27 protein-coding genes and 1 pseudogene are annotated in these 24,260 nt (G+C 69.0%); 14 read left to right on the top strand and 14 right to left on the bottom strand.

Translation table 11 applies throughout. The features are described 5' to 3' along the window. The 3 genes from KUTG_RS57055 to KUTG_RS38710 all read left to right on the top strand — a co-directional run. Positions 1-739 (top strand): amidohydrolase family protein (locus KUTG_RS57055; protein WP_043724082.1); only part of this gene is annotated, 739 nt, incomplete at its 5' end. Continuing rightward, positions 736-2,136 (top strand): GntP family permease, encoded by a 1,401-nt coding sequence (locus KUTG_RS38715; RefSeq protein ID WP_043724079.1) that lies wholly within the window; start codon positions 736-738, stop codon positions 2,134-2,136. The genes KUTG_RS57055 and KUTG_RS38715, both read left to right, overlap by 4 nt. A 64-nt stretch (positions 2,137-2,200) precedes the next feature. Beyond that, positions 2,201-3,781 (top strand): AMP-binding protein, encoded by a 1,581-nt coding sequence (locus KUTG_RS38710; RefSeq protein WP_043724077.1) that lies wholly within the window; start codon positions 2,201-2,203, stop codon positions 3,779-3,781. 91 nt (positions 3,782-3,872) lie between these two features. Here KUTG_RS38710 and KUTG_RS38705 read toward each other — a convergent pair whose 3' ends face one another. The 3 genes from KUTG_RS38705 to KUTG_RS38695 form a co-directional block, all read right to left on the bottom strand. Then, a complete protein-coding gene (locus KUTG_RS38705; protein WP_043724076.1) occupies positions 3,873-4,583 on the bottom strand; it encodes an anti-sigma factor family protein in 711 nt (236 codons plus the stop codon). Beyond that, the gene (locus KUTG_RS38700) at positions 4,580-5,125 is read right to left on the bottom strand and encodes a sigma-70 family RNA polymerase sigma factor (protein ID WP_043732106.1); all 546 of its coding nucleotides are present in this window, start codon (positions 5,123-5,125) and stop codon (positions 4,580-4,582) included. Before KUTG_RS38700 ends, KUTG_RS38705 begins: the two co-directional genes overlap by 4 nt. Positions 5,126-5,289: 164 nt before the next feature. Beyond that, positions 5,290-5,874 (bottom strand): hypothetical protein, encoded by a 585-nt coding sequence (locus KUTG_RS38695; protein WP_052395890.1) that lies wholly within the window; start codon positions 5,872-5,874, stop codon positions 5,290-5,292. A 108-nt stretch (positions 5,875-5,982) separates the two neighbouring features. Between KUTG_RS38695 and KUTG_RS38690 the strand changes: the two genes are divergently transcribed. Beyond that, the gene (locus KUTG_RS38690) at positions 5,983-7,179 is read left to right on the top strand and encodes a hypothetical protein (protein ID WP_157495079.1); all 1,197 of its coding nucleotides are present in this window, start codon (positions 5,983-5,985) and stop codon (positions 7,177-7,179) included. A 94-nt stretch (positions 7,180-7,273) separates the two neighbouring features. Continuing rightward, positions 7,274-8,119, top strand: a complete 846-nt coding sequence (locus KUTG_RS38685; RefSeq protein ID WP_043724068.1) for a C1 family peptidase — start codon at positions 7,274-7,276, stop codon at positions 8,117-8,119. Positions 8,120-8,192: 73 nt separating this feature from the next. On the opposite strand, the gene uvrA is transcribed toward KUTG_RS38685, so the two are convergent. Next, entirely contained in the window at positions 8,193-11,054 is a 2,862-nt protein-coding gene (gene uvrA / locus KUTG_RS38680) for an excinuclease ABC subunit UvrA (protein ID WP_043724067.1), read from the bottom strand. Positions 11,055-11,242: 188 nt separating this feature from the next. Between uvrA and KUTG_RS38675 the strand changes: the two genes are divergently transcribed. Both KUTG_RS38675 and KUTG_RS38670 read left to right on the top strand, forming a co-directional pair. After that, a complete protein-coding gene (locus KUTG_RS38675) occupies positions 11,243-12,022 on the top strand; it encodes a maleylpyruvate isomerase N-terminal domain-containing protein (protein WP_052395889.1) in 780 nt (259 codons plus the stop codon). A 69-nt stretch (positions 12,023-12,091) separates the two neighbouring features. Further along, a complete protein-coding gene (locus KUTG_RS38670; RefSeq protein ID WP_043724065.1) occupies positions 12,092-12,769 on the top strand; it encodes an MBL fold metallo-hydrolase in 678 nt (225 codons plus the stop codon). Between the two features lie 129 nt (positions 12,770-12,898). On the opposite strand, the gene KUTG_RS38665 is transcribed toward KUTG_RS38670, so the two are convergent. Both KUTG_RS38665 and KUTG_RS66635 read right to left on the bottom strand, forming a co-directional pair. Next, a complete protein-coding gene (locus tag KUTG_RS38665; protein ID WP_043724064.1) occupies positions 12,899-13,906 on the bottom strand; it encodes a DDE-type integrase/transposase/recombinase in 1,008 nt (335 codons plus the stop codon). Next, positions 13,903-14,334, bottom strand: a complete 432-nt coding sequence (locus KUTG_RS66635; protein ID WP_043718767.1) for a transposase — start codon at positions 14,332-14,334, stop codon at positions 13,903-13,905. The genes KUTG_RS38665 and KUTG_RS66635 overlap by 4 nt, the downstream gene beginning before the upstream one ends. Positions 14,335-14,484: 150 nt before the next feature. Here KUTG_RS66635 and KUTG_RS59445 point away from each other — a divergent pair, with 150 nt between their 5' ends. The 3 genes from KUTG_RS59445 to KUTG_RS38650 all read left to right on the top strand — a co-directional run bounded on the left by KUTG_RS59445 (position 14,485) and on the right by KUTG_RS38650 (position 16,564). After that, on the top strand, positions 14,485-15,510 hold the full coding sequence (locus KUTG_RS59445; RefSeq protein ID WP_157495077.1) for a hypothetical protein: 1,026 nt from the start codon (positions 14,485-14,487) through the stop codon (positions 15,508-15,510). Positions 15,511-15,689: 179 nt separating this feature from the next. Then, complete coding sequence (locus KUTG_RS38655) at positions 15,690-16,154, top strand: helix-turn-helix domain-containing protein (protein ID WP_043724062.1); 465 nt, start codon at positions 15,690-15,692, stop codon at positions 16,152-16,154. A gap of 8 nt (positions 16,155-16,162) precedes the next feature. After that, complete coding sequence (locus tag KUTG_RS38650; RefSeq protein WP_084580287.1) at positions 16,163-16,564, top strand: PIN domain-containing protein; 402 nt, start codon at positions 16,163-16,165, stop codon at positions 16,562-16,564. A 394-nt stretch (positions 16,565-16,958) separates the two neighbouring features. Here the strand turns inward: KUTG_RS38650 and KUTG_RS38645 are convergent, their stop codons facing one another. Together KUTG_RS38645 and KUTG_RS38640 are read right to left on the bottom strand one after the other, a co-directional pair. Further along, entirely contained in the window at positions 16,959-17,429 is a 471-nt protein-coding gene (locus KUTG_RS38645; RefSeq protein WP_043724059.1) for a type II toxin-antitoxin system VapC family toxin, read from the bottom strand. Then, the gene (locus KUTG_RS38640; protein WP_043724056.1) at positions 17,419-17,688 is read right to left on the bottom strand and encodes a type II toxin-antitoxin system Phd/YefM family antitoxin; all 270 of its coding nucleotides are present in this window, start codon (positions 17,686-17,688) and stop codon (positions 17,419-17,421) included. The genes KUTG_RS38645 and KUTG_RS38640 overlap by 11 nt, the downstream gene beginning before the upstream one ends. Positions 17,689-18,100: 412 nt before the next feature. Between KUTG_RS38640 and KUTG_RS38635 the strand changes: the two genes are divergently transcribed. Then, entirely contained in the window at positions 18,101-18,823 is a 723-nt protein-coding gene (locus tag KUTG_RS38635) for a hypothetical protein (RefSeq protein ID WP_232241192.1), read from the top strand. 79 nt (positions 18,824-18,902) lie between these two features. On the opposite strand, the gene KUTG_RS38630 is transcribed toward KUTG_RS38635, so the two are convergent. From KUTG_RS38630 to KUTG_RS57045, 3 genes and pseudogenes are all read right to left on the bottom strand, one after another. Then, a complete protein-coding gene (locus KUTG_RS38630; RefSeq protein WP_369794564.1) occupies positions 18,903-19,313 on the bottom strand; it encodes a type II toxin-antitoxin system VapC family toxin in 411 nt (136 codons plus the stop codon). Then, a complete protein-coding gene (locus KUTG_RS38625) occupies positions 19,300-19,578 on the bottom strand; it encodes a type II toxin-antitoxin system Phd/YefM family antitoxin (protein WP_043732097.1) in 279 nt (92 codons plus the stop codon). The genes KUTG_RS38630 and KUTG_RS38625 overlap by 14 nt, the downstream gene beginning before the upstream one ends. A 160-nt stretch (positions 19,579-19,738) precedes the next feature. Next, a pseudogene (locus KUTG_RS57045) lies at positions 19,739-20,017 on the bottom strand (fumarylacetoacetate hydrolase family protein); the annotation flags it as partial. On the opposite strand from KUTG_RS57045, the gene KUTG_RS38620 reads away from it, so the two are divergent. After that, positions 20,010-20,402, top strand: a complete 393-nt coding sequence (locus KUTG_RS38620; RefSeq protein WP_052395888.1) for a hypothetical protein — start codon at positions 20,010-20,012, stop codon at positions 20,400-20,402. The pseudogene KUTG_RS57045 and the gene KUTG_RS38620 sit on opposite strands and share 8 nt — an antisense overlap. Positions 20,403-20,491: 89 nt before the next feature. Here KUTG_RS38620 and KUTG_RS38615 read toward each other — a convergent pair whose 3' ends face one another. Beyond that, complete coding sequence (locus KUTG_RS38615) at positions 20,492-21,058, bottom strand: DUF7711 family protein (RefSeq protein ID WP_157495076.1); 567 nt, start codon at positions 21,056-21,058, stop codon at positions 20,492-20,494. Between the two features lie 33 nt (positions 21,059-21,091). Between KUTG_RS38615 and rnhA the strand changes: the two genes are divergently transcribed. Then, entirely contained in the window at positions 21,092-21,556 is a 465-nt protein-coding gene (gene rnhA / locus KUTG_RS38610; RefSeq protein WP_043724052.1) for a ribonuclease HI, read from the top strand. Here the strand turns inward: rnhA and KUTG_RS38605 are convergent. Together KUTG_RS38605 and KUTG_RS38600 are read right to left on the bottom strand one after the other, a co-directional pair. Beyond that, on the bottom strand, positions 21,513-22,352 hold the full coding sequence (locus tag KUTG_RS38605) for an alpha/beta fold hydrolase (RefSeq protein WP_063753621.1): 840 nt from the start codon (positions 22,350-22,352) through the stop codon (positions 21,513-21,515). The genes rnhA and KUTG_RS38605 overlap by 44 nt on opposite strands. An 11-nt stretch (positions 22,353-22,363) precedes the next feature. Further along, positions 22,364-23,122: an alpha/beta fold hydrolase gene (locus tag KUTG_RS38600; RefSeq protein ID WP_043724048.1), complete on the bottom strand. Its 759-nt coding sequence runs from the start codon at positions 23,120-23,122 to the stop codon at positions 22,364-22,366. 90 nt (positions 23,123-23,212) lie between these two features. On the opposite strand from KUTG_RS38600, the gene KUTG_RS38595 reads away from it, so the two are divergent. Further along, a complete protein-coding gene (locus KUTG_RS38595) occupies positions 23,213-24,103 on the top strand; it encodes a LysR family transcriptional regulator (RefSeq protein WP_043724045.1) in 891 nt (296 codons plus the stop codon). Positions 24,104-24,260 lie beyond the last annotated feature (157 nt).

The raw sequence follows: 24,260 nt of genomic DNA, 5'->3' as shown, positions 1-24,260 counted from the left end.
CCTGCCGGGCGCGACCTACCTGTCGGCGCTGCTGCCGAGCTGGGTGAGCGCGGGCGGGCCGGACGCGGCCGTGGCACGATTGTCCGATGTGGACACCCGGGAGCGGATCCGCGTCGAGCTGGAGGAGACCGGCTCGGACGGCAGCCACGGCGTGCCGATGGACTGGCGGACCATCGAGATCAACGGCGTCCGCGACGAGCGCAACGCCGCCCTGGTCGGCCACACCGTCGCCGAATCCGCCGCCGCGCGGGGTGTTCCGCCGTCCGAGCTGTACTTCGACGTGCTGATCGACGAGCGGCTGGGCACGTCCTGCCTGATGCACATCGGCCACGAGGACAACGTGCGCGCGATCATGCGGCACCGCACGCACACCGGCGGCAGCGACGGGCTGCTGGTCGGCGACCGGCCGCACCCGAGGGCGTGGGGCACGTTCCCCCGCTACCTCGGCCGGTACGTGCGTGAGCTGGGGGTACTGGGGATGGAGGAGTGTGTGGCGCACCTGACCGGACGTCCGGCGCGCCGCCTGGGGTTGACCGACCGGGGCCTGGTCCGCGAGGGGTTCGCGGCCGACCTGGTGGTGTTCGACCCCGAACGGGTCGCCGACACGGCCACCTTCGACCGACCGCGGCAGCGCGCCCTGGGGCTGCCGTACGTGCTGGTCAACGGGGTGCCCATGATCGACGACGACCGGCCCACCGGCGCCGCGCCCGGGGGTTCCCTGCGGAGAGGAAACCGATGAACTGGCTGCAACATTCGACGGGTGGGCTCCTGCTGCTCGCCGCCGTCGGCATCGCCGTGCTGCTGTTGTTGATCATCCGGTTCAAGACCGAGCCGTTCATCGCGCTCGTGGTGGCCGGCCTGCTGGTGGCGCTGGGCGCGGGCCTGCCGGTGTCGACCATCGTCGGCTCGGCCCAGTCCAGCTCGAAGTCGTTGCTGGAGACCGGTTTTGGTGGCATCCTCGGCCACATCTCGCTGATCATCGGCCTCGGCACGCTGCTCGGCTCCATCCTGGAGGCCTCCGGCGGCGCGCAGGTGCTGACCACCGGCCTGCTCCGCGCGTTCGGCGAGAAGCGGGCGCCGCTGGCGATGGGCCTGTCCGGCCTCATCTTCGGCATCCCGGTGTTCTTCGACATCGGCATCTTCGTGCTGGCCCCGCTGGTCTACGTGGCGGCCAAGCGCGGCGGGCGGTCCATCCTGCTGTACGCGCTGCCGCTGATCGCCGGCCTGTCGATCACGCACGCGTTCCTGCCGCCGCACCCCGGCCCGGTGGCCATCGCCGGCCTGCTGCACATCGACCTGGGCTGGATGATCCTGATGGGCCTGGCCTGCGGCCTGCCCGCGTTTTTCGTCGGCGGCATCCTGTACTCCACGTGGATCGGCAAGCGGATCAACCTGCCGGTGCCGGAGGAGATGCTGGCCGCCGCCCAGAAGGCGGCCGCGGACAGCGGGTCCAACGACCGCAAGCCGCCCTCGCTCGGCCTGGTCGGCACGATCATCGGCATCCCGCTGGTGCTGATCCTGTGCGGCACCTTCGGCAGCATCCTGCTGCCCAAGGACTCGTTGGCGCTGAACATCTTCGCCTTCCTCGGCACGCCCGGCATCGCGTTGACCATCGCCGTGCTGCTGGCGTTCTGGCTGCTCGGCTATCGCCGTGGCATGACCAAGACGCAGGCCGGCCAGCTGTCGGCCGCCTCGCTGCGGCCGGTGGCGATGATCCTGCTGGTGGTCGGCGCCGGCGGCTTCTTCGGCGCGGTGCTGGCCGCCACCGGCATCGGCACGGCGCTGTCCGGGTCGCTGCGGGCGGCCGGGCTGCCGGTGATCGTGCTCGTGTACGTGATCAGCTGCGGCCTGCGGCTGGCCCAGGGCTCGGCCACCGTCGCCATCGTCACCACCGGCGGCATCATCGCGCCGCTGCTGCCCGAGCTGCACTACTCCCAGCCGCACACCGCTCTGATCGCCATGTCCATCGCCGCCGGCTCGATCATCGCCTCGCACGTCAACGACGGCGGGTTCTGGATCGTGTCCCGGTACTTCGGCATCCCGGTCAAGGAGACCCTCGCCAGCTGGACCGTGCTGGAGACCGTGCTGTCGGTGACCGGCTTCGCCATGGCCGCGCTGATCAGCGCGTTCGTGTAACCGGTTGCCACGGGCCCGGGCGGCGGTCGAACCGCCCGGGCTTCCGCTGCGTTAACTGTCCTATATGAGCGGGCTGCACGACGTCAGGGTGCTGGCCAGGGCCGGCATGATCAGTTCGGGGCACGCGTTGAGCAGCCGTCGCGCGCTCGCCGACGTGCGGCACTGGGGCGCGGTGGTCGGCGCGGCCAAGCTCGCCGCCCGCCGACGGCCCGAGGTGGCCGGCATCGTCGACGACCGCGGCGAGGTCACCTTCGGCGAGCTGGAGCAACGGTCCACCGCTCTGGCGAAGTCGTTGCGGGCCAAGGAGATCGGGCCGGACAGTGTGGTGGCGGTGCTGTGCCGTGACCACCGCGGCCCGATCGAGACGATGCTGGCCTGCGGCAAGCTCGGCGCCACCACGATCCTGCTCGGGACCGGGCTGGCGGCGCCCCAGCTGGCCGGGCTGATCCGCCGTGAACAGGTGGACGTCCTGGTGTACGACCAGGAGTTCGTGCCGGTGCTGCAGGAGCTGGACCCGGCCGTGCAGCGCTTCGTGGCCTGGCGGGACGAGCCCGGCGCGGGCGTGCCGACGCTGGACGAGCTGATCGCCGACGCCCCGAAGGGCCGGCTGCGGCGGCCCCGCGACGTGTCCAAGGTGGTCCTGCTGACCAGCGGCACCACCGGAGCGCCCAAGGCGGCCCCGCGCAAGATCCGCTCCGGCCTGGCCGCCGCCGACTTCCTCGACCGGATTCCCTTGCGGGCCGGGGAATCCACCTTCATCGCGGCGCCGATCTTCCATGGCATCGGCTTCCTGCACGTGGTGCTGGCGCTGGGGCTGGGCTCCACGATGATCGTGCGGCGGCGGTTCGACGCCCGACAGACCATGGCCGCCGTCGACCGCTACGGGTGCAGCACGCTCGTGGTCGTGCCGACCATGCTGCAACGGATCATGGAGCTGGGCGAGCGGGAGCTCACCGGCTACGAGCTGGCCAAGCTGCGGGTGCTGTTCTGCTCCGGCTCCGCCCTCTCGCCGTCGCTGTCCAAGGTGGTCATGGAACGGCTCGGCGACGTGCTCTACAACTTCTACGGCACCACCGAGGTCGCCGTCGCCACCGTGGCCACGCCCGAGGACCTCCGCGCCGCGCCCGGCACCGTCGGCTACAGCCCGCACAACTGCACGGTCCGGCTATACGACGAGGACAACCACGAGGTCAGCGGGGCCGGCAAGGTCGGGCGCATCCACGTCGGCAGCTCCCTGCGGGCCACCGTCCGCTCCGTGCGCGACGGCATCAGCGGGCTGGCCGACACCGGCGACCTCGGGCACTTCGACGACGCCGGCCGGCTGTTCATCGACGGCCGCGAGGACGACATGATCATCTCCGGCGGCGAGAACGTGTTCCCGGGCGAGGTCGAGAACCTGCTCATGACCCACTACCAGGTGCGCGACGCCGCCGTGATCGGCGTGGCCGACCACGAGTTCGGGCAGCGGCTGCGGGCCTTCGTCGTGCCCACCCCCGGCGCCGTGCTCGACCCCGCCGAGCTGCGCGAGTTCGTCCGGGTCAGCCTGGCCCGGCACAAGGTCCCCCGCGACGTCGTCCTCGTGCCCCGCCTCCCCCGCACCGCCACCGGCAAGGTCATCCGCAACCGCCTGGAGTCAACCCCCTGATCAAGGGACCGATCCTGACGTTGAACGTCAGGAAGGGCCCCTTACTGACGTTCAACGTCAGTAAGGGGCCCTTCCTGACATAAAAGCGGGCTCAGACCGGGGTGTTGACCAGGACCTGGCCCTGGTCGTTGACCACCGACACCGAGGCGACGTCGTTGATCGACATCAGCGCGGTGCCGTCCAGGGTGATCGACTTGCCGGGCGTGGCGTTGGCCCCGACCAGCCAGCCGCCGAACTGCTCCTGCTTGCCGGCCTTGGACGTGACGAAGAGCTTGCAGCGCTGCCCCGGCGCGATGTCCCCGGCCTGCACCTGGAGCTTGACCCAGCCGTTGTTGGCCGGGATCACGGTCGCGGCGAGGTGCGCCCCGGTGGTCGCGTCGACGTTCGAGGCGTGCTTGGTGCCGGGCGGCAGCGGGCTGGCCGTGGGGGCCGCGACGCCGTTGCCGGGGCCGGAAGCGGTCTGGTTGCCGACAAAAACCCCGGCGCCGACGCTGAGCGCCACCACCGCGACCAGGCCGGCGGCGGCCAGCGAGCCGCCCCACACGCGCTGGCGGGACGAGATGCCCCGGACCTCACGCAGCGTGCGCTGCAACAGCAGGTCGCCGCCGTCGGGCGGGCCGTCGAGGAACGCCTCTGGCGGCACCTCGCCCAGCTCGTCGTGCAGCATCCGCAGCTCGTCCAGCTCGCGCCGGCACTCCGGGCAGCTGTCCAGGTGCGCCTCGGCGGCGGTGTTCTCCTCGGGCGACAGAACGCCAAGGACGTATGCGCCGACAAGCGCCTTGTCGTGCTCGGGAGCTGTCATCGGGTCACCTCCGCCGGCTGCTCGGCCATCGCCGTCCGCAGTGCCTTCAACGCGTAGTGCGATCTTGACTTCACGGTGCCCGGCGGCAGGCCCAGGGTGGACGCCGCCTCGGTCACCGACTTACCACGGTAGTAGATCTCAACCAGCACGTCCCTGTGCTCGGCCGAAAGAGTGTTCAGCGCCGACAGGACGGCCATCGAGTCCACCACGCCCTGGGCGTGGTCGCGCTGGATCGGCGGCGTGGTCGGCGTCTCCGCGACCTCCGTCGGCCGGACCGCGCGGGCCCGGGCCCGGTCGGTGATGATGTTGCGGGCCACGGTGAGCAGCCAGCCCCGCACCGAGCCCTTGTTGTTGACCATGTCGTCGGCGTGCTTCCACGCCCGCACCAGGGTCTCCTGCACGACGTCCTCGGCCGCGGCCCGGTCCCCGGTCAGTCGCGTCGCGTAAGCGAGCAGACTCCGTCCGTGTTCCTCGTACAGGGATCGGATCAGCGCCTCGTCGCCGGCAGACCTCCCTCCCCTGCGCGACCAGCGTTCTGCGATCCCCACCCGCGTACCTCCACGTTGCTGCCGACGATTCGCGGTATTGGGTATCAGATCGATCGGACCGGCGATTGCCCGGGTAGGGCCGGTGAACCACCCGGGCGTCGACGAGACTGCGAGCAGCTGCATCTCATTGCACTTTCGAACAGAGGCGGTGGGTGGACTCAGTAGCCATAGCCGCCTGCGCCGGGATCGATGCTGGTGGTCGGCGTCTCCTTCTTGGCACTGCTGGCCGGGGCTCCGCCGCCGGTCGCCGGGGCGCCGGCGGCCTTCTTGCCCTGCGGGGTGACCGCGTACCACTTCTGCTGCGCGCCCTGGCCCTTGGCGTCGCCCGGCGCCGCGTCCTTGATGAAGCGGTACACGGCCCAGCCGTTGATGGTGATCTGCTTGGTGCCGTCCTTGCGCAGGATGACGCCCACTGCCGACTGGTCGATGCCGTCCAGCGTGGCCGTGCTGGACGTGGCCAGCGCCGGCGGCCACATCTGCGAGCACGGGCCGTCGCAGTGGGAGGCCGGCGGGTTCGCCGAGTCGCCGTCGTAGCGGTACAGCGTCATGCCGCTGGCGTCGGTGACGACCTGGCCCAGCTGGCCCACCGTGGTGGCCGTCAGCTTCACCTGGTTGGGATCGGTCTGCTGCTGGGTCGCGGGCGGGGGCGCGGCCTGCTGCGGCGCGGTGCCGCCGCACGCGGCGACCGTCGTCAGACCGAAGGCCGCCGACGTCGCCAGCACGAGAGCGCGGGTCCGGTTCATGGCAGGGGCTCCTTCGATTCGACGTGGACACCCCAGAACACGGCAGCCATGGCTGACTGGTTCAGGTAATGGGAGAAGTTTTTTCGCCGACCCCCTACGGTGCACCTCGTGACGAGGCAGAACGTGCTCCCGATCGCCGCGCTCGTGTTGGCCACGGCCGGGGCCGCGGCCGACGGGGGCCAGCAGAGCGAGCTGGTCGTGTACGCCGGCGGTCGATTAGGCGCCGGCGCTACCTGGCTGGACGCCGTGCTCGTGTTGGTCGCCGTGGTGGGCGCCACCGGAGCCGGCCTCGGATTCGGCCACCGCTGGCCGGATGTGCTGCTGGTCACCGCCCCGGTGGACATCGCCCTGCTCGTCGCCGCCCTTGACCCACCGGCCGATCTCCGCCTGGCCCTGGTGGTCGCGGCCACCGCCGTGCGGATCCTGACGCTGCTGGCCGTGCTGGCCGGGGCCCAGGACGTCGGGCTGCCCGCGCTGGTCGGCTTCGCCATCGGCGGGTACGTGGTCGGCGGGCACCTACCCGGGGCGCACTGGCTGCTCGCCGTCGGCGCGGCGGGCGGGTTGTTGGCGGCAACCGTGCGGCGGCCCAAGTCCAGTAGACGGCCGGCCCCTAGGCCCGCTCCGGCCCCGCGCTCGCTCCCAGCCGACGCCCCGCTTCCCACAGAACCCGACGCCGCCTCTCCTTTCCGGTCTACTGTGGCCCTTCGCCCCCTGACGATCGGCGTGCTCGCCTCGCTCCTTGCCCTGCTTCCCCTTCTCTTCCAGGGCATTTCGCCCCAGGAGACCCTCGGCGTGATCGGCTTCTCCTTCGCCGCGGCCGCCATCGTGCTGACCGTCCTGTTCGGCTGGCGCCCGCTGGCCTGGCTGGCGGCGACCACAGTGGTCACTCTGGGCATCGGCGTGCCCACCAACATCACCTGGCCGTTCGCGATTCTCGGCGTGGTCGTGGGCTGCGCGTTGTCGCTGCTGCCGTATCGGGCCTTCATCGCCGCCGCGCTGTGCCTGGTATCGGCCTTTGTGGGCGGTTCGGTGCCAGGGCTGGTGTTCGCGGCCCTCGCCTGCGTTGCGGCGTCGGCCCTTCCGGCTCTCACCGCCCGCCGATCGACACCCGTTGTATTCGGACCGTTGCTCGCCGTGTCGGTCGCGGCCGGCGCGGAAATCATTCTCTGGTCATCCGTCACGTTTGACGGCCAGCAGGGTGGGGTACTTTTCGGCGACGGACACGTGACGGTCCCTCTGTTGTGCGCGGCGGCGGTGCTGGCCGGTGCGCTGGGAATCGTTGAACGCCGAACGATTAACAGTTAACCCAACCAGACTAAAGTACCTACTTCACGAGTGTTGCTCACACTTAGTTTTGCCTTTCCAGATCTCCCTGCACCTGATCTGAAAAGGACAGTCCATGAGCAACACGCTCTCACGCGTGGCCATCGCGCTCGCCGTCGCCGGCACGGTCGGCGCCCTGGCGGCCCCGATCGCCGTCGCCGCTCCCCTGCTTTCGACGACGCATCACCGGGCCAACGGCGCGCTGCCCTCCCAGCACCGCGCACCGCACCGCGACGCCCTCGCCGTGCGGGCCATCCCGCGCGTCCCGGCCAGCGCCTCGCTCGCCCAGTACGCGGTCACCCCCGGCGACCAGGGCCAGGTCGGCTCCTGCGTGTCGTGGGCCATCGACTACACGGCGATGAGCATCCTGGAGAACGAACAGGGCATCAGCGGCCACCCGCAGGCCCCGATGTACACCTACGCGCAGCTGGCCCGCGGCAACGACCAGGGCAGCACGCCCTCGGACACGTTCGACATCCTGACCTCGCAGGGCGTCGACACCATGGACGACTACTGGCAGGGCAACTTCGACTACACCACCCAGCCCGACTCCAGCGAGCGCTCCAACGCCGCCAACTGGAAGCTGTCCGGCTACACGCCGATCAGCACCGGCAACGGCATCAAGGCGGGCGTGCAGCAGGCCATCTCGCAGGGCCTGCCGGTGGCCATCTCCATTCCCGTGTACCAGAGCTTCGAGCGGATCTCCCGCCAGCAGGCGACCGACTACAGCTACTACCCGACCTCGGGCGACCCGTACATGGGCGGCCACGAGATCACCATCATCGGCTACGACAGCAACGGCGTCCGCGTGCAGAACTCGTGGGGCACCAACTGGGGCGACGGCGGCTTCATCAACCTGTCGTGGGACTACCTGGCCAACCAGGTCGAGGAGGCCAACGCGGTCGGCAAGCTCGTCCAGTAACCCCCTTACCATGCAGTGAAGGACGCCTTACCCGCGTTGAACGAGGGTAAGGCGTCCTTCCCTGCATAAGGGCTCAGTTCTTCAGCGCGTCCCGCAGGAATTCCGCGGTGTAGCTGTTCTTGACCTCGGCGATCTCCTCGGGCGTGCCCTCGGCGATCACCGTGCCGCCGCCCGAGCCGCCCTCCGGGCCCATGTCGATGATCCAGTCCGACGTCTTGATCACGTCGAAGTTGTGCTCGATCACGATCACCGTGTTGCCCTTGTCCACCAGGCCCGAGATGACGCCCAGCAGCTTGCGGATGTCCTCGAAGTGCAGGCCCGTGGTCGGCTCGTCCAGGATGTACACGGTCTTGCCGGTGGAGCGCTTCTGCAGCTCGCTGGCCAGCTTCACGCGCTGCGCCTCGCCGCCGGACAGCGTCGGCGCCGGCTGGCCCAGCCGCACGTAGCCGAGGCCGACGTCGACCAGCGTCTTGAGGTGGCGGTGGATCGCGGTGATCGGCTCGAAGAACTCGGCCCCCTCCTCGATCGGCATGTCCAGCACCTCGGCGATGGTCTTGCCCTTGTAGTGCACCTCCAGGGTCTCCCGGTTGTACCGGGCCCCCTTGCACACCTCGCACGGCACATAGACGTCCGGCAGGAAGTTCATCTCGATCTTGATGGTGCCGTCGCCGGCGCACGCCTCGCAGCGGCCGCCCTTGACGTTGAACGAGAACCGCCCCGGCTGGTAGCCGCGCACCTTGGCCTCGGTGGTGGAGGCGAACAGCTTGCGGATGTTGTCGAACACGCCGGTGTAGGTGGCCGGGTTGGACCGCGGGGTGCGGCCGATCGGCGACTGGTCGACCTGCACCAGCTTGTCCACCTGGTCGAGGCCCTTGATCCGGGTGTGCCGGCCCGGCACCTGGCGGGCGCCGTTGAGCTTGTTGGCCAGCACCGTCGCCAGGATGTCGTTGACCAGCGTGGACTTCCCGGAGCCGGACACGCCCGTGACCGAGACCAGGCAGCCCAGCGGGAACGACACGTCGATGCCGCGCAGGTTGTGCTCGCGGGCGCCGACCACGGTCAGCTGCCGCTTCCGGTCGATCGGGCGGCGGATCGCCGGCGTGGCGATCTCCTTGCGGCCGGCCAGATACGCGCCGGTGATCGACTGCTTGTTGGCCAGCAGCTGCTTGTACGTGCCGCTGTGCACCACCTGGCCGCCGTGCTCGCCCGCGCCCGGGCCGATGTCCACGATCCAGTCCGCGTGCCGGATGGTGTCCTCGTCGTGCTCGACGACGATCAGCGTGTTGCCCAGGTTGCGCAGCCGGGTCAGGGTCTCGATCAGGCGGTGGTTGTCCCGCTGGTGCAGGCCGATCGACGGCTCGTCCAGCACGTAGAGCACGCCCACCAGGCCCGAGCCGATCTGCGTGGCCAGCCGGATGCGCTGCGCCTCGCCGCCGGACAGCGTGCCCGCGGCCCGGTCCAGCGACAGGTAGTCCAGGCCCACGTCGAGCAGGAAGCGCAGGCGGGCCTGCACCTCCTTGAGCACCGCGCCGGCGATCATCTTCTCGCGCTTGCCCAACGTCAGGCCGTCCAGGAACTTCGAGCACTCGGCCACGCTGAGCGCGCACACCTCGGCGATGGAGCGGTCGCCCTGCGTCTTGTGGGCCAGCGTGACGGCGAGGATCTCCGGCTTGAGGCGCGTGCCCTGGCAGGCGGGGCAGGGCACCTCCCGCATGTAGCCCTCGTACTTCTCCCGCATGAACTCCGACTCGGTCTGCTCCTGGCGGCGCTCCAGGAACGGGATGACCCCCTCGAAGTTCGCGTAGTAGGAACGCTCACGTCCGTAGCGGTTGCGGTAGCGGACGTGCACCTGCTCGTCGACGCCGTGCAGCACCGCCTTCTGCACCTTGGCCGGCAGCTGCCGCCACGGCGTGTCCATGCGGAAGCCGATCGTGGTGGACAGCGACTCCAGCAGGCGGATGAAGTAGTCCGCGGACTGGCCGCCCTGCCACGGCGCGATCGCGCCCTCGCCCAGCGACAGTTCGTCGTCCGGGACGACCAGCTCCGGGTCGACCTCCTTGCGGGTGCCCAGACCCGTGCAGACCTGGCAGGCGCCGTAGGGCGAGTTGAAGGAGAAGGAGCGGGGCTCCAGGTCCTCGATGGCCAGCGGGTGCGCGTTCGGGCAGGCCAGCCGCTCGGAGAAGCGGCGCTCGCGCTCCGGGTCGTCCTCCGGCAGGTCGACGAAGTCCAGCACCACCAGGCCGTCGGCCAGGCGCAGCGCGGTCTCCACCGAGTCGGTCAGGCGCTGCTTGGACGAGGCCTTCACCGCGAGCCGGTCGATCACCACGGAGATGTGGTGCTTCTCCTGCTTCTTCAGCTTCGGCGGCTCGTCGGACAGCAGGTGCACCGCGCCGTCCACCAGCGCCCGGGCGTAGCCCTGGGACTGGAGGTTGGAGAACAGGTCGAGGAACTCGCCCTTGCGGCCGCGCACGATCGGGGCCAGCACCTGGAACTTGGTGTTGGCCGGCATGGCCAGCACCTGGTCCACGATCTGCTGCGGCGTCTGCTTGGTGATCGCCTCGCCGCAGACCGGGCAGTGCGGCTTGCCGGCGCGGGCGTAGAGCAGGCGGAGGTAGTCGTAGACCTCGGTGATGGTGCCGACGGTCGACCGCGGGTTGCGGTTGGTGGACTTCTGGTCGATGGAGACCGCGGGCGACAGTCCCTCGATGAAGTCGACGTCGGGCTTGTCCATCTGGCCCAGGAACTGCCGGGCATAGGCCGACAGCGACTCGACGTAGCGCCGCTGGCCCTCGGCGAAGATCGTGTCGAAGGCCAGGCTCGACTTGCCCGAGCCGGACAGGCCGGTGAACACGATCATGCTGTCGCGGGGCAGGTCGAGGTCGACGCCGCGCAGGTTGTGCTCCCGGGCGCCGCGAACGACGAGGCGGTCTGCCACTGGTTCCCCTTCACGCAGGACTGGCGGACGGAAAGATCGAAAGTGTGGTCGAGCAACCATGTTATGCCGAGGGTCCGACAATTTGCGTCGAGGGGCGGGATCCGCAGGTCCAGGGCACTACCGGTGAGCGATGGGTGGCCGTACGCTGGGTTAGGTATCTGATCACGCCGCGACGTCGGGATGAGCTGATGGTCAGTAATACCTCCGCCACGCACACGTCCGAAACCGCTGGGGTCACCGTGCCGCCGCAGCGGCTGCGCCAGTCCGAGGCCGTCCGCGAGGCCGCCGTCGGCCTGGCCGCGGTGGAACAGGCGACCGCCAGACTGCTCCAGGTCGTCGCGGCCATGGACGACGCCTCCGCCCGGGGCGCGAGCGCCCTGCCCGGGTGGACGCGGGGACACGTGCTGACCCACCTCGCCCGCAACGCCGACGGCCTGGTCAACCTCCTGACCTGGGCCAGGACCGGCGTCGAGCACCCCATGTACGCCAGCCGGTCCGACCGGGACATCGACATCGACGAGGGCGCCCCTCGGTCGCTGTGGCTGCTGGAGCAGGACATCGTCGCCGCCTGTGGCCGGTTCGCCGCCGCTGCCACCGGTCTGGGTGACACCGCCTGGCAGGCCGAGGTCGTCATGACCGGCGGGCGGCCCGTGCGGGCCTACCAGGTGCCGTGGAAGCGGGTCAGCGAGCTCTGGGTGCACATGGTCGACCTCGCCGCCGGCGTCTCCTTCTCGGACGTGCACGTCGACCTGGCCGAACGCATCATCGGCGACGCCCTCGTCTTCTATCGGGCGCTGCCCTCCCGCCCCGCCTTCACCCTCACCGTCGGCGCCCGCAGCTGGGACGTCGCCGGCGACGGCGACGTGCACCACGTCACCGCCAGCCCCGCCGGAGCACTCGCCTGGGTGACCGGCCGTGACCCCTCCGGTGTCACCGGCGACGTCCCCACGCTCCCCGCCTGGCTGTGAGATCCACCCCATCGTGTGAACGCTCGGCCGCCATGGAGGGACGGTGGCCGAGCGACTAAGTTCGGTGGCGTGGACGTTGTCGAGGAGTACACGGGACATGTCGACCCCAACGGGCCGGCCGCGCGGCGGACCTTGGACGCCCTGACCATCACCAAGATCTCGGTCGGGCCCATGGACAACAACGCCTATCTGCTGGTCTGTCGCCGCACCGGCGACGCCCTGCTGATCGACGCCGCCGCCGACCCCGAGCGCCTGGCCGACCTGCTCGGCCACGACGCCGAACGCCCCCGGCTCAAAACCGTCGTCACCACCCACCAGCACCCCGACCACTGGCAGGCCCTGGGGGCCGTCGCCGGCGCCAACGGCTCCAACACCGCCGCCCACCCCCTCGACGCCCCTCCCCTCCCCGTGCCCCCCGACTTCCTCGTCGAGCACGGCGACACCCTCGAGGTCGGCGACTCCCCCCTCTCGGTCATCCACCTCCGCGGCCACACCCCCGGCTCCATCGCCCTCCTCTACCGCGACCCCGCCGGCCACCCCCACCTCTTCACCGGCGACTCCCTCTTCCCGGGTGGCGTGGGGAAAACCTCGTCGCCGGAGAACTTCACGTCTCTGCTGGACGACGTCTCATCGCGACTGTTCGACGCGCTGCCCGACGACACTTGGTTCTACCCCGGCCACGGCGACGACTCGACGCTGGGCGAGCAGAAGCCGCACCTCGACGAATGGCGCTCCCGCGGCTGGTGAGCATCAGATTGGTGCGCGGGCACCCCTAACAACCGGGGTGCCCGCACGAATAGCCAGCATGGGCTTTGGACGAAGGCTGGCACGCAAGGCGGTCCGGTAGTTGTCAAGTCCAATTGAGACTGTTGTGGCCTACGAGGCTGGTTGCGACTGTTGGTGGACGGGCTGGTTGATCCAGGCCACCTCCGGCAGCACGGGCGGGCGGGGCCGGCGGGCGAAGCGCTCAGGGTGCGCGGCGTAGGCCCGGTTGAGCGTGGCCTGCCGCTGGACACGGATCTGCTGCGCGGTCCCGAAGTGGACCGAGGCCGGGGTGTGCATCCCGATTCCGGAATGCCGGTGCTCATGGTTGTAGGCCAGGAAGAAACCCTCGCAGAACGCGCGGGCGTCGGCCAGTGACCCGAACCGGTCGGGAAAGTCCGGCACGTACTTCATCGTCTTGAACTGCGCTTCGGAGTACGGGTTGTCGTTCGAGGTGCGCGGCCGGGAGTGAGACCGCAGGACACCCAGGTCCACCAGGAGTTCGGACACCGGCTTGGACACCATCGCCCCGCCGCGGTCGGCGTGGATCGTGTGTGGCTCGCAGCCGTTACGGCGCACCGCGTCGGCGAGGAAGTCCTTGGCCACGACCGCGTCCTCGGCCGCGGCGACCAGCCAACCGGTGACGTACCGGGAGAAGATGTCCAGGATGACGTAGCACTTGTACCAGATCCCCTTCGCGGGCCCTTTCAGCGCGGTGATGTCCCAGGACCACACCTCGCTGGGGCCGCGGGCGACCAGCTCCGGGCGGACCCGGGGCGGGTGGGTGGCGTGCCGGCGGCGTTCGGACACCTGCCTGGCGGCGCGGGCGATCCGGTACATGGTGGAGATCGAGCAGTGGTAGCGGCCTTCGTCCAGCTCGCGGGCCCAGACCTGGGGGATGGCCAGGTCCCGGTAGGCGGGGCTGGTCAGCAGGGCGAGCACGGCCGCCCGCTCGGCGTCGGCCAAGGCCGCCGGCGGTGGGGTGCGGGGCAGCCATGGGCCGTGCATCGGGCCTGTCGGGCTGGCGCGTCGATAGTGGGTGGCGCGGGGAATGCCGGTCAGCGCGCAGGCTTTCTGCACCGAGGTATGGGCGTCGCGCAGCTCGGTGAACGCGGTCGTCATGATGTCGTCGGCGGCTCGTCGGTGTCCGCACTCTCGGAGAGTTCTTCCAAGAGTGCGTGTGCTTTTCCCATGATGTCCAGCGCGAGTCGGGTCTTGGTGAGGTCGGCTTCCAGTTGTGCGTTGCGGCGGCGGAGTTTGTCCAGCTCGATCTGCTCGGCTGTCTTCTTGGGGCGCCGGGCAGGGGCGGCGGGGTCTGTGGGTCCGGTGGTCAGGGCGCCGGCGTCGCGGGCTCGTGTCCATTCGATGACGTGGGAGGAGTACAGGCCTTCCCTGCGGAGGATCGCGCCTTTCTCGCCGTTGGGGGCGTTCTCGTACTCGGTGACGATCGCCAGCTTGTACTCGGGGGTGAACGCCCGCCGTGTGGGTCGCGGTGCGGGGTCGGCCGGCGGGGTCGAGCGGGTGGGCTGGTCGTCAGCGGGGGTGGACACGGGCACAAGGATCTCCGATCCCGCCCTTGGTCAGGAACCCCTCGTGCTCACACGGGGTGTCTCACACGATCCTGGCAAAGAGGGGTCCGCAGTGCCACGCCAGGATCGGTCCGCCGAGCTATGCATCCGGTCCGTACCGCTAAGCGTGCGGTGACCCCGAAGGCTGTTCGCAAGGCGAGCCGGGCGGTCTACACGGTCACTAATCCGCTCGGCGCCGCGGAGAATGCGCTGATCGGGGCGGTGCTGGGCCCGAGCAATCGAGGGCGAGGCAAACGCACGGGATCCCGGCGGGCTGCGGCCCAGCCGAATCGAGGAACTCGCCAGCAGGTTGCGAATCCACAACCCACGGCAAGAGCGATCGGGGCGTCGCTTGCTGAGAGCAGACTCAGCGAGCTGATGGCTGTGCAGCGCGAGCGATTCGCCCCAGTCGAACGCCCGATCATCGCTGCTCCAGAGCCAGTGGATCCCCGCCCCTTCGAGCTGGATGAGTGGAAGCGTCGGAGGAGCACGGTCCCGTTCTGGCAACTGGGACTCCGCCGGCAGTTGCACGCCGAATGCGCCGCCACTGGCCGAATCCATGCCGCCCGGGTCCACGAAGAGCTCCAAGAACAGCAGCGGGTCCTGCAAAGTCGATCCGATGCTTGGTGGCATTCGCTGCTCGCCGGCGATCCGGCGGTGCTGCAACCCGTACTGACGGCGGCCTTCGGGGACAATGCGGCACCAGTCTCTGTGCTCGATGCTCGAGGCGACACCGCAGTCCTAGCTGTTCTGCTGCCCGGTGCCGACGTACTTCCAGACAAGAAGCCCCACGTGACGCCGACTGGCAAGCCGTCCGTGCGGAAGTGGACCAAGTCCGAACTGCACGAGGCCTACGCCGACCTACTCGGCGCACACACGCTAGCGACCATCCGCGAGGCTTGGGCAGTCGCCCCAGGACTGGCGAGGATACGAATCATGGGCATCTGCCGGGCACCCGGCATGGCAGAGGGCCTCCTCTTCGATGTCTCGGTGACTCGCAACGACGGCAACTGGCTCGACGACCGCTGGGGCCGGGTCATACTCGACGCCACTCCAGGCGGGCTCGTGCGAGTTGGCAGGGCATGCGAGATCACATCATGGCCGACCGACGGCCTCACCTCTGACCAACTGCGTGCCTTGGCGGCACCGGCGAGCTGACCAACGTGCGGCCATCAGACCACCGGTCGACCGTCCAGATGGCCACGGAACCGCCGTCCAGATGACCATTGATCTTGCCGACGCGGTCTCCTCGAACCCAACAAGCCGCTTGCGATTTTTTCGTTTTACGGGGAGGATGCTGGTGACGCAACCACCGGTAACCAGAGGGGCAGACAGCGATGACCGCGACCGTTGACCGGCCGATCCTCCCCCCGAGCGACCCGACTGAGCGCCACGAGTTGGATGAGCTTGCGACGCTGTTGAGCCGAACTCAGGCAGACGCGGCCCTGGTGACACCGGACGGGACTCTCGTGCACCTGCCGACCGCGGTGTATGAGGTGCTGTCACAGGTGATCACTGCGATGCGCGCGGGACGTGCGATCACCGTGGCGCCACTGGCCCAGCGCCTGACCACGCAGGAGGCCGCCGACCTACTCGGCGTCAGCCGGCCCACTCTGATCAAGCTGCTGGAGGACGGCAAGATCCCCTTCGAGAAGCCCGGCCGGCACCGCCGTATCCGCCTCGACGATCTCCTCACGTACCGCGACCAGCGGCGTCAAGAACGGCGCGAAGCGCTGGACGAGTTGGTCCAGCAGACCGAAGAACTCGGACTCTACGACGACGAGGCTACGGAGATCAGGTAACCACATCCGTGTACTCGGTCGTAGTGGACGCGTGCGTCCTATTTCCCAACGTCCTTCGAGACACCATGCTCACCCTCGCCGAAGCAGAGCTCTTCCGACCGCTGTGGTCGCAAGCGATCCTTGACGAGGTCCGCAGAAATGTCATCGCCAAGCGGAAAGTCGATCCGGCGATGTTCGATCGAACCCTGGCGCTGATGAACGCAGCGTTCAACGGCGCGATGGTTGATGGCTGGCAACCCATTGCCGTTGGACTGGAACTTCCAGATCCAGATGACCGGCATGTACTCGCTGCGGCGATCGCCGGCGGCGCACAGGCCGTCGTGACGTTCAACTTGGTCGACTTCCCGGCGAAGCAACTCGAACCCCACAACGTCAACGCGGTTCACCCCGACGCGTTCCTGCTCGACTAACTGGACCTCGCACCAGCCAGGGTGCTCAACGCACTCGCCAGGCAGGCTCAGCGATTCCGCAAGCCGCCAATGGATCTCAGCGGGCTACTCGCCCGACTCGAACGCTGCGATGTACCCGAGTTCGCGGAGGAAGTCCGCCGTATCGCGCTATGACGACGACTGTCCTAGACGCACACCCAGCACACAGACTTGTTCACCGCTGTGATGATACGCTGTTCCCCGGCGGTGTGGGAAAACCTTCTCGCCGGAGAACTTCACCTCGCTGCTGGACGGTGCCTCGGAGCGACTGTTCGACGCCCCGCCCGACGACACCTGGTTCTACCCAGGCCATGGCGATGACCCGACGCTGCGCTTGCAGGCCGCGCTCAACTCGGAGCCACACGAGAGCACGTCGTCAGCGCCGACTTCCCTCATGCTCAAGCATGGGGCGGTTGACCGGCACGATCGTCAACAGCGCGTCGAGGCCGACGAAGTCCTTTGGATTCGTCGTGAAGAGGGGCAAGCCCTCGGCAATGACGGTTGCCGCGATCATCAGATCCGCGAAGCGACCGCGGGGCTTGCGGCCCGCCCCGATCACAGCTGCGGCGACGCGGCCGTAGATCCGGGCGACTTCGGCGTCGAACGGGATCAGGTCGAATTCGTTCTCCACGCGTTGGAGAATCTCCAGGCGCCGCGCGCGCTCCGCGCGCTCGTCGTAGGCGGTCTGCTCGGTGTTGCCGCGAACCTCGTGCGGTCCGGCTGACAGTTCGGCCAGCGTGATCGCGCTGATCGCCATCTCGTCGGGCAGGTCGTTCGGGTCGATCTTCCTGCGCAGCATCACGATGTTCGTGTCGAGCAGTCCCTGCGAGTGACGCTCACCGGTCATACGGGCTGTCCGCCTCGTGATCGATCGCGGCTGACTGGTCAGCCCGGAAGGTCTCGATGTCGACGCTGGGCGCGTTGCGAGACATGGCGGCGAACTCCTGTTGAGGGACGAACCGGCGCCGACGACGCAGCGGGATCAACTCACCGATCCGATGGCCGTCACGGGTGACCGTGAACGTCTGGCCGTGCTCCACCGCGTCCATGATCTCCTTGGACCGGTTGCGCAGGTCACGCTGTGTGATCTCGGGCTGGATCGACATGGCACCAATCGTCCCGGGTGCTACCTGGTGCTACTGCGTGGCGCGGCTACCGCTGTGGCGACACCTGTTTCTACCCGGGCCACAGCGACGACTCGACGCTGGGCGAGCGGAAGCGCCGTCTCGACGAGTGACGCGCTAGCGACCGGTGAACAGGTCCGTCGAACGGGACTGTCGATCCACCAGGCAGCCCCGTTTGTGGTGGTCGACAACGCAGACACCAGGCTTTCACGCAGATCAGCGCCCCTAACCCGCATGTCCGCATTTGCGGGACTCAATCTCGTCGAATTTGCCGATGCTACGGCGCGAACTTCTCCCACATTGGTCTATTCGGGTGACCCACGTCCAGACAGCCACCACGCCTGACGCATGCAGAGCACTATCGTCCGCACACCGCAAGACGAGGGGACGCGACGTGGTGGAATTCCGCACACGCCCTGACGGAACGCGCTACCCGATCACCCCGAAGAAGGGAAAAACAGCCGGCACCATAGTGGCGGCCGCCGTGGTTGCCGGACTGGTGGCCGGGGCGAACGGGGCGACCGTCACGGATTCCGTTGGCACGGCACTGGATACCGCAGTGCAACAGGGCTCCGACGCTCGAACGACCAGTGGCAAGGATTCCGCGAGCAGGGGAAAAGAGACCGAGACCTGGCAACGCATGGCGCTACGAGAAGTAAAGAAGGTTGTCAAGCAACAGCTTCGTTGCGCGGTGCAGTCGTACGGACAGGTGCAGCAGTTCTTCGTGCAGACGCCGTGTGACTCATTGAACCAAGCGCTGTTCGCGTTGGCCGACACGCGTGGCAACATCATGGCCGTGTCCGTGATGTGGGTGACCATGTCATCAGCCGGCGACGCGGATCGGTTGAAGCATCTGGAGGACATGTACGGAACCGGCGACGTGACCCCGTTCGGGACCGAGGCGCTCGAGTTAGGCGGTATCAAGTTCACCGCCCAGCACTACGCGTCGCGCCAAGACGGCTCACTGCTCGTGGTGGCCGAGACCGAGCCGGTGCGCGGCCAGCCGTCCACCACGCTGTTGAACGACGTAGCCAAGGTCGCGTCGGTGTTTCCGCCGCTGTGCGGAAACGGTTCAATCGCACTACCGCGACCTCTGCCATGCCTGCCGGCCTTGTGAATTCGTCGCCGTTGTGGGTGCGCAGCAACCGTCACGCTCCGCCGGCACGTCGCTGACACCGCGGCATCTGGAGCCGACCTTAAACTGTGATGAGCTCAACCATGTCTTCCAAACCCTTGAAGTCGGCTTCGGTGCGTGTATACAGAGGCAGACCTCGGGCGGACGCGATGGCCGCGATCATCAGGTCGATCCGCCGCGGCTTCGGGTCACGTTTCGCCTCCAGAGTCAGCGCGACCAACGTGCCGTACCGAGTCGCGGCCTCGGCGTCGAAAGGCAACGGGTCGAACTCGACGATGGCCGCGCCCAGGACCTCGGTTCGCACCGCCCGCGTCGCAGCGTCCTTGGCCATCGCGACGCCCTGGTGCAACTCGGCCATCGTGATCGCGGTGATCTGCGGGATCGCCGGGAGAGTCGCGGGATCGAGCACGGCCAGGTCGATAAAGGTGCACGTGTCCAGCACACCTGACTCGTGACGCTCAGCCACGACCACGCTCCCACACATCATCGTCGCCGAGACGGTCCTCCGTGCCGAAGAACTCGTCGGCCTCCTGCCGCATGCGGACGAAGTCCATCCTCGGCAGCTTCCGGTGCCGCTCGACCAACTCCGCCGCGGTCAGCCGACGCCGGCGCGCGACAGGACGCAATTCCGCGACCTCAACGCCGTTCCGGGTGACGTGGTACGTCTCGCCCGCCTCCACCGCGTCCATAACGGCGGCAGAGTTGTTGCGGAACTCCCGCTGGGTGATCACCTTCACGAACACCAGTGTAGCCCCACGTAGCACGACGGGCTACGGAGTTCACGGCTGTGGTGATCCGCTGCTCCCCGGCGGCGTCGGCAAGACCTCCGCGCCGGAGAACCTCGCTGCTAGTGGTGGACGAGAACGATCCGCATTCCGTATCGGGTCATCACCACCGTCAGCGGCGTGGACCTCGACACTTGGCCCGCGCGGCCGGGATGAGGACCGGATCGCGGCCCGGCACGACCTTGTTGCTGATGGTTCCCAGTCCGTCGACGGTCATGGTGACCACGTCGCCGGGTGCCAGCGGTGACAGGCCCGCCGTGCCGTGCCGCCCCCACAGTTCGGCAAGGCAGCCGGAACCGCAGGTGCCGGAACCGAGAACATCGCCGGGTCACACGGTGGTGCCACGGGAGGCGTAGGCGAGCATCTCCTCGAACGTCCACGCCATGTTCGCCGGGCAGGCCGACGACCTCGGCCCGTCCGACCAGATCCGGCACTATCTACGCGAACTCGCGCGGCTCAACGTCGAATCCCGCCCCGAGACCGCCGCTCTCATGGACGCCGCGATGCGGCACGGCGACCCGTTGCGCGGGCCCGCGTTGGAGACCGACCTGACGAAGACCGTCGAACACGGCCAGCAGATCGGCGAGTTGGAGCGTCACGTCGATGCCGCGGTGGCGGGACGGTTGCTCGCCGCCGGGTACTTCGCCACGGTGCTGCGCTGGGTGCACGACGATCCCGCCCCCTTCGACCTCGCCGAGCAGCTCGACGACATGGCTTCCCTTGTGCTGCACGGACTGGTCATCGCGCCTGCTGCGGCGCGGTCGCGGGAAGGCTGAAAGGGCGTCGGACAAGGTCTTGGAGAGCGGACGGTTCGGTGAGATGACCAACGCCTCCTCCCCCGAAATCCGCCGAGACGGCAGTCGCCTCAGGCGTCCAGGAGGTCGAGGTAGCCGTCGGTGGCGCGCCAGAGGGAGTCGGCGTGAGGTTCGAGCTTGCCGGGGCTCCAGCGCTTGTCGTCGTACGAGCGGTGCTGACGGCGTAGGGCGCGGAGGCTGGTGGCGAGGTCGGCCTCCAGCTGGCCCCGAAGCTCGGCAGGGGTGGGGGCGTCGAGGCGGACGTCGCCGCCGCGGCCGTCGTGGAGGGCGGCGAGGGTGGCCTCGCGAACGCCGTCGGCATCCCAGATGAGGGCGGGCCGGGAGATGCGGTGGTTCCACACTGGACGGACGGCCGGGCGGTAGTAGGCGACGAGGGGCTCACGGACGCGCATGGCCTGGGCCCAGTGCTGGGCGCCGGCGGGAAGGGAGAGCCACGGCACGTCGTCGGCGGGGAGGTCGACGACGACGGCCACCTGGACCCATTCGAGGTCGCGGGGCTCGCCGAGGAGGTCGCCGAAGACCCAGAGCCCGGTGACCGGCATCATCGGCACGGGCGAGGGCGTGGCGCATCGACGGGCGAGTTCCTCGAGGTGGTGGACACCGCGGCTCCATTTCACGGCGGCGATCCTCCCACAAGTAAGGTCACGGGCGTGGCGGACGAGCAGGCGGTGGAGATCTACACGGACGGCGCGTGCAGCGGAAACCCGGGGCCGGGTGGCTGGGGCGCGGTGCTGCGCTACGGCCGTCACGAGCGGGATCTCTACGGCAGTGACCCGGGCCCGACCACGAACAACCGCATGGAGCTGATGGCGCCGATCAGTGCGCTGGAAACGCTGACCAGGCCGTCGACGGTGGCGGTGTACACGGACAGCACGTATGTCCGCAACGGCGTGATGAGCTGGATGCCGCGTTGGAAGGTCAACGGCTGGAAGACCAGCAACCGCGAGCCGGTGAAGAACGCGGACCTGTGGCAGCGGTTGGACACCGCGATGGCCCCGCACCAGGTGGAATGGCACTGGGTGAAGGGCCACGCGGGGCATCCGGAGAACGAGCGGGCGGACCGGCTGGCGGTCAAGGGAGCGCAGGAAGCCATGGCCGCCAAGGGAAATGACTAGCGAGCGAGCACCAGCTCATCCAGGAACCCGGCGATCCGGCCGATGAACCCGCAGGGTCTTCGGCGGGCGCGCCGTGGCCGGCGTCGATCTCGGCGTAGCGGGCGGTGGAGATGCCGGCGAGCAGGGCCTCCTGCTGGGCGGCCTCGATGACCCGGTCGTGCGTGCTCGCCAGGACGAGGGTGGGCGCGGAGATGGAGCCCAGCACCGAAGCGAGGTCGACGGAGAGATCGACGTCGATCTGACGGAGGGCGCCGGGACTGATCATCGAGGCGAGATCGCGGACCAGGGTTTCGTTGTCGGGGGCGGAGGACCAGTAGCGCGGGCCGAAAGCCATCAAGGGAAGCATGCGGGCGAACAAGGACACGTCGGCGGCCAGAACTTCCTTCCAGTACAGCAATTCGGCGGCCATGCGCGGGGTGGTGCGAACCCAACCGGCATGCAGGGCAAGGGAAAGCACACGGTCGGGACTGGTGCCGGCTAGGTGGGTGGCGACGGCGGCGCCGAGGGAATGGCCGACGAGGTGGAACGATCCGAGCCCGGCATGGTCGGCGGCGGCGAGGACCTCGGCGGACAGGTCCGCGAGGGTGAGCGGCCCGCCGTGGTCGGTGGTGCCGCCGGAGCCGGAATAGTCGGGCGCGACAACGGTGAAACGGTCGTTCAAAGCGGAAGTCAAGCCCTCCCACTGCAAACGGGAGGTAGCGGTGCCATGCACGAGCACAACGCCGGGACCGGAGCCGCTGAGGTCGTACTCGACGACGGCGTCGCCACCGCTGAGGCGAACAAGGACGTGTGGCATGGAATTTCCTTTCAGGACAAGAACTTGCGCAGTGCGGCGTTGAAGGCGGCGGGATTTTCCTGATGGGGCATGTGGCCGGCACCGGGGATCACGGCGACGGAGGCTCCGGGCGTGAGGGCGGCGCATTCCTCGGCCACGGCAACGGGAATCTCGGTGTCGAGCTCGCCGTGGATGTAGTGGATGGGCGCCATGAGGCCGGGCAGCACGGGGCGAGGGTCGTAGGTCAGGCACCCGTCGAAGTGCTCGTCGATGTAGACGCCGGAGTCGAGCATCTGCCGCACGGTCCAGTCGACCAGGGCGGGCTCGACACCGGGGGCGAACCATCGGGGAACCCAGCCGGCGAAAGTGCCGGCCCGGTCGTCACGAAGGTCGGAACGCAACTGCGCCAAGGGCATGCCCGTCGAAGGCCAGAAGGCCGGCCCGTCGACGGAGACCGCGGCGGAGATCAACTCCGGGTGGCAGACGGCGAGCTCGGTGGCGAAGCTGCCGCCGATGGAGGACCCGACGACGGTGGGGCGGTCGAGGTCGAGCCGCTCGATGACGGCGACGAGGTCGGCGAGCACGCCGTCGAGGGTGTTGCCGTGGGCGGGGCGGTCGGAACGCCCGCAGCCCCGCCAGTCGAGGGTGACCACGCGATGGGTCGCCACGAACTCGGGCAGCTGGGCGCCCCAGACCCGGCCGCTGGTGGCCCATCCGTGCAGCAACAGCAGGACGGGGCCGGCGCCCTCGTCCTCGTAGTAGAGCTTGGTGTTGTCGACGTCCACGAACATGGGCCCATGCCAACACCCGCGAAACGGCCGGACCAACCAGCGATCAGCGCATACACTCATCACGGAAACTGATCAATCGGGGCGTACGGCATGGAACTCAGACAGCTGCACTACTTCCTCACGGTGGCCGAGGAGCTGCACTTCGGGCGGGCGGCGGAGCGGCTGCACATCGTGCAGTCGGCGGTCAGCCAGCAGATCCGGCGGCTGGAGCGGGATCTCGGCATGGACCTGTTCGACCGCACGACGCGGACCGTGCGGCTGACCGAGGCCGGCAAGCTGCTGCTCCCCCACGCGCGCCAGATGCTGGCGACGGCGGCCAAGGCCCGCACGGCGATCGACGAGCTGCGGGCCGAGCACGCCACGACGGTCCGGCTGGGCACGAGCGCGGGCCTCGGGTCACGACTGGAGATCATCCTGGCGGAATTCGCGCGGTTGAGCGGAAACGCCACGCTCGAACTCGTGACCGCGGAGACGGACGAGCGGCTGCGGCGGGTGCGGTCCGGCGAGCTGGACGCGACGCTGCTGCGTGGCGAACGGCCCGCGTCAGGGCTGGAGTTGTTGCCGCTGTGGGAAGATCCGCTGATGGTGGCCCTGCCGGCCCGGCACGACCTTGCCGTGCGAGGCGCGATCGACCTGGCCGACCTGGCCGGTCTGCCGCTCCGATTGGTTTCACGGCAACGAAATCCGACGCTGCACGACCTCGTCACCCGGTCCTGCCGCGAGGCCGGGTTCGAGCCCGAGTTCGGCCCGGAGTTCACCACCGACCAGGACACGCTGGCGGCCATCGGTTTCGGCCGGCCGTCCTGGACGGTGTTCTATGCGCCCAAGGCGGAGCAGCTGCCGGTGCCGGGCGTGGTGTTCCGGCCGCTGCGCAACCCGACCCCTGTGATGCGCGCCTTCCTCGCCGTACGACCGGATCCGCCCGGGGCCGGGCTGCGCGCGCTGATCGAGGCCTGCGCCAAAGCTGGTGCGCCGAAATGAAGAACCGCACGAGGCAATGCCGCCACGGTCGACGTGTCGGCGGAGCAGGGCCTGCCCGGGGTGCGCCGGGACCAGCAGGTCACCGAGCTCGCCGACGCGTTCGTCACGGGCGAGCCGGTGACCGGCCCGGCGCAGGAGATCGTCGTGCTCGAAGGCC

It is taken from the genome of Kutzneria sp. 744 (assembly GCF_000568255.1).
In the GTDB taxonomy this organism is placed as follows: Bacteria; Actinomycetota; Actinomycetes; order Mycobacteriales; family Pseudonocardiaceae; genus Kutzneria.
The sequence above is the reverse complement of the archived record's forward strand: the minus strand, read 5'-3'. Positions and strand labels throughout refer to the sequence as shown.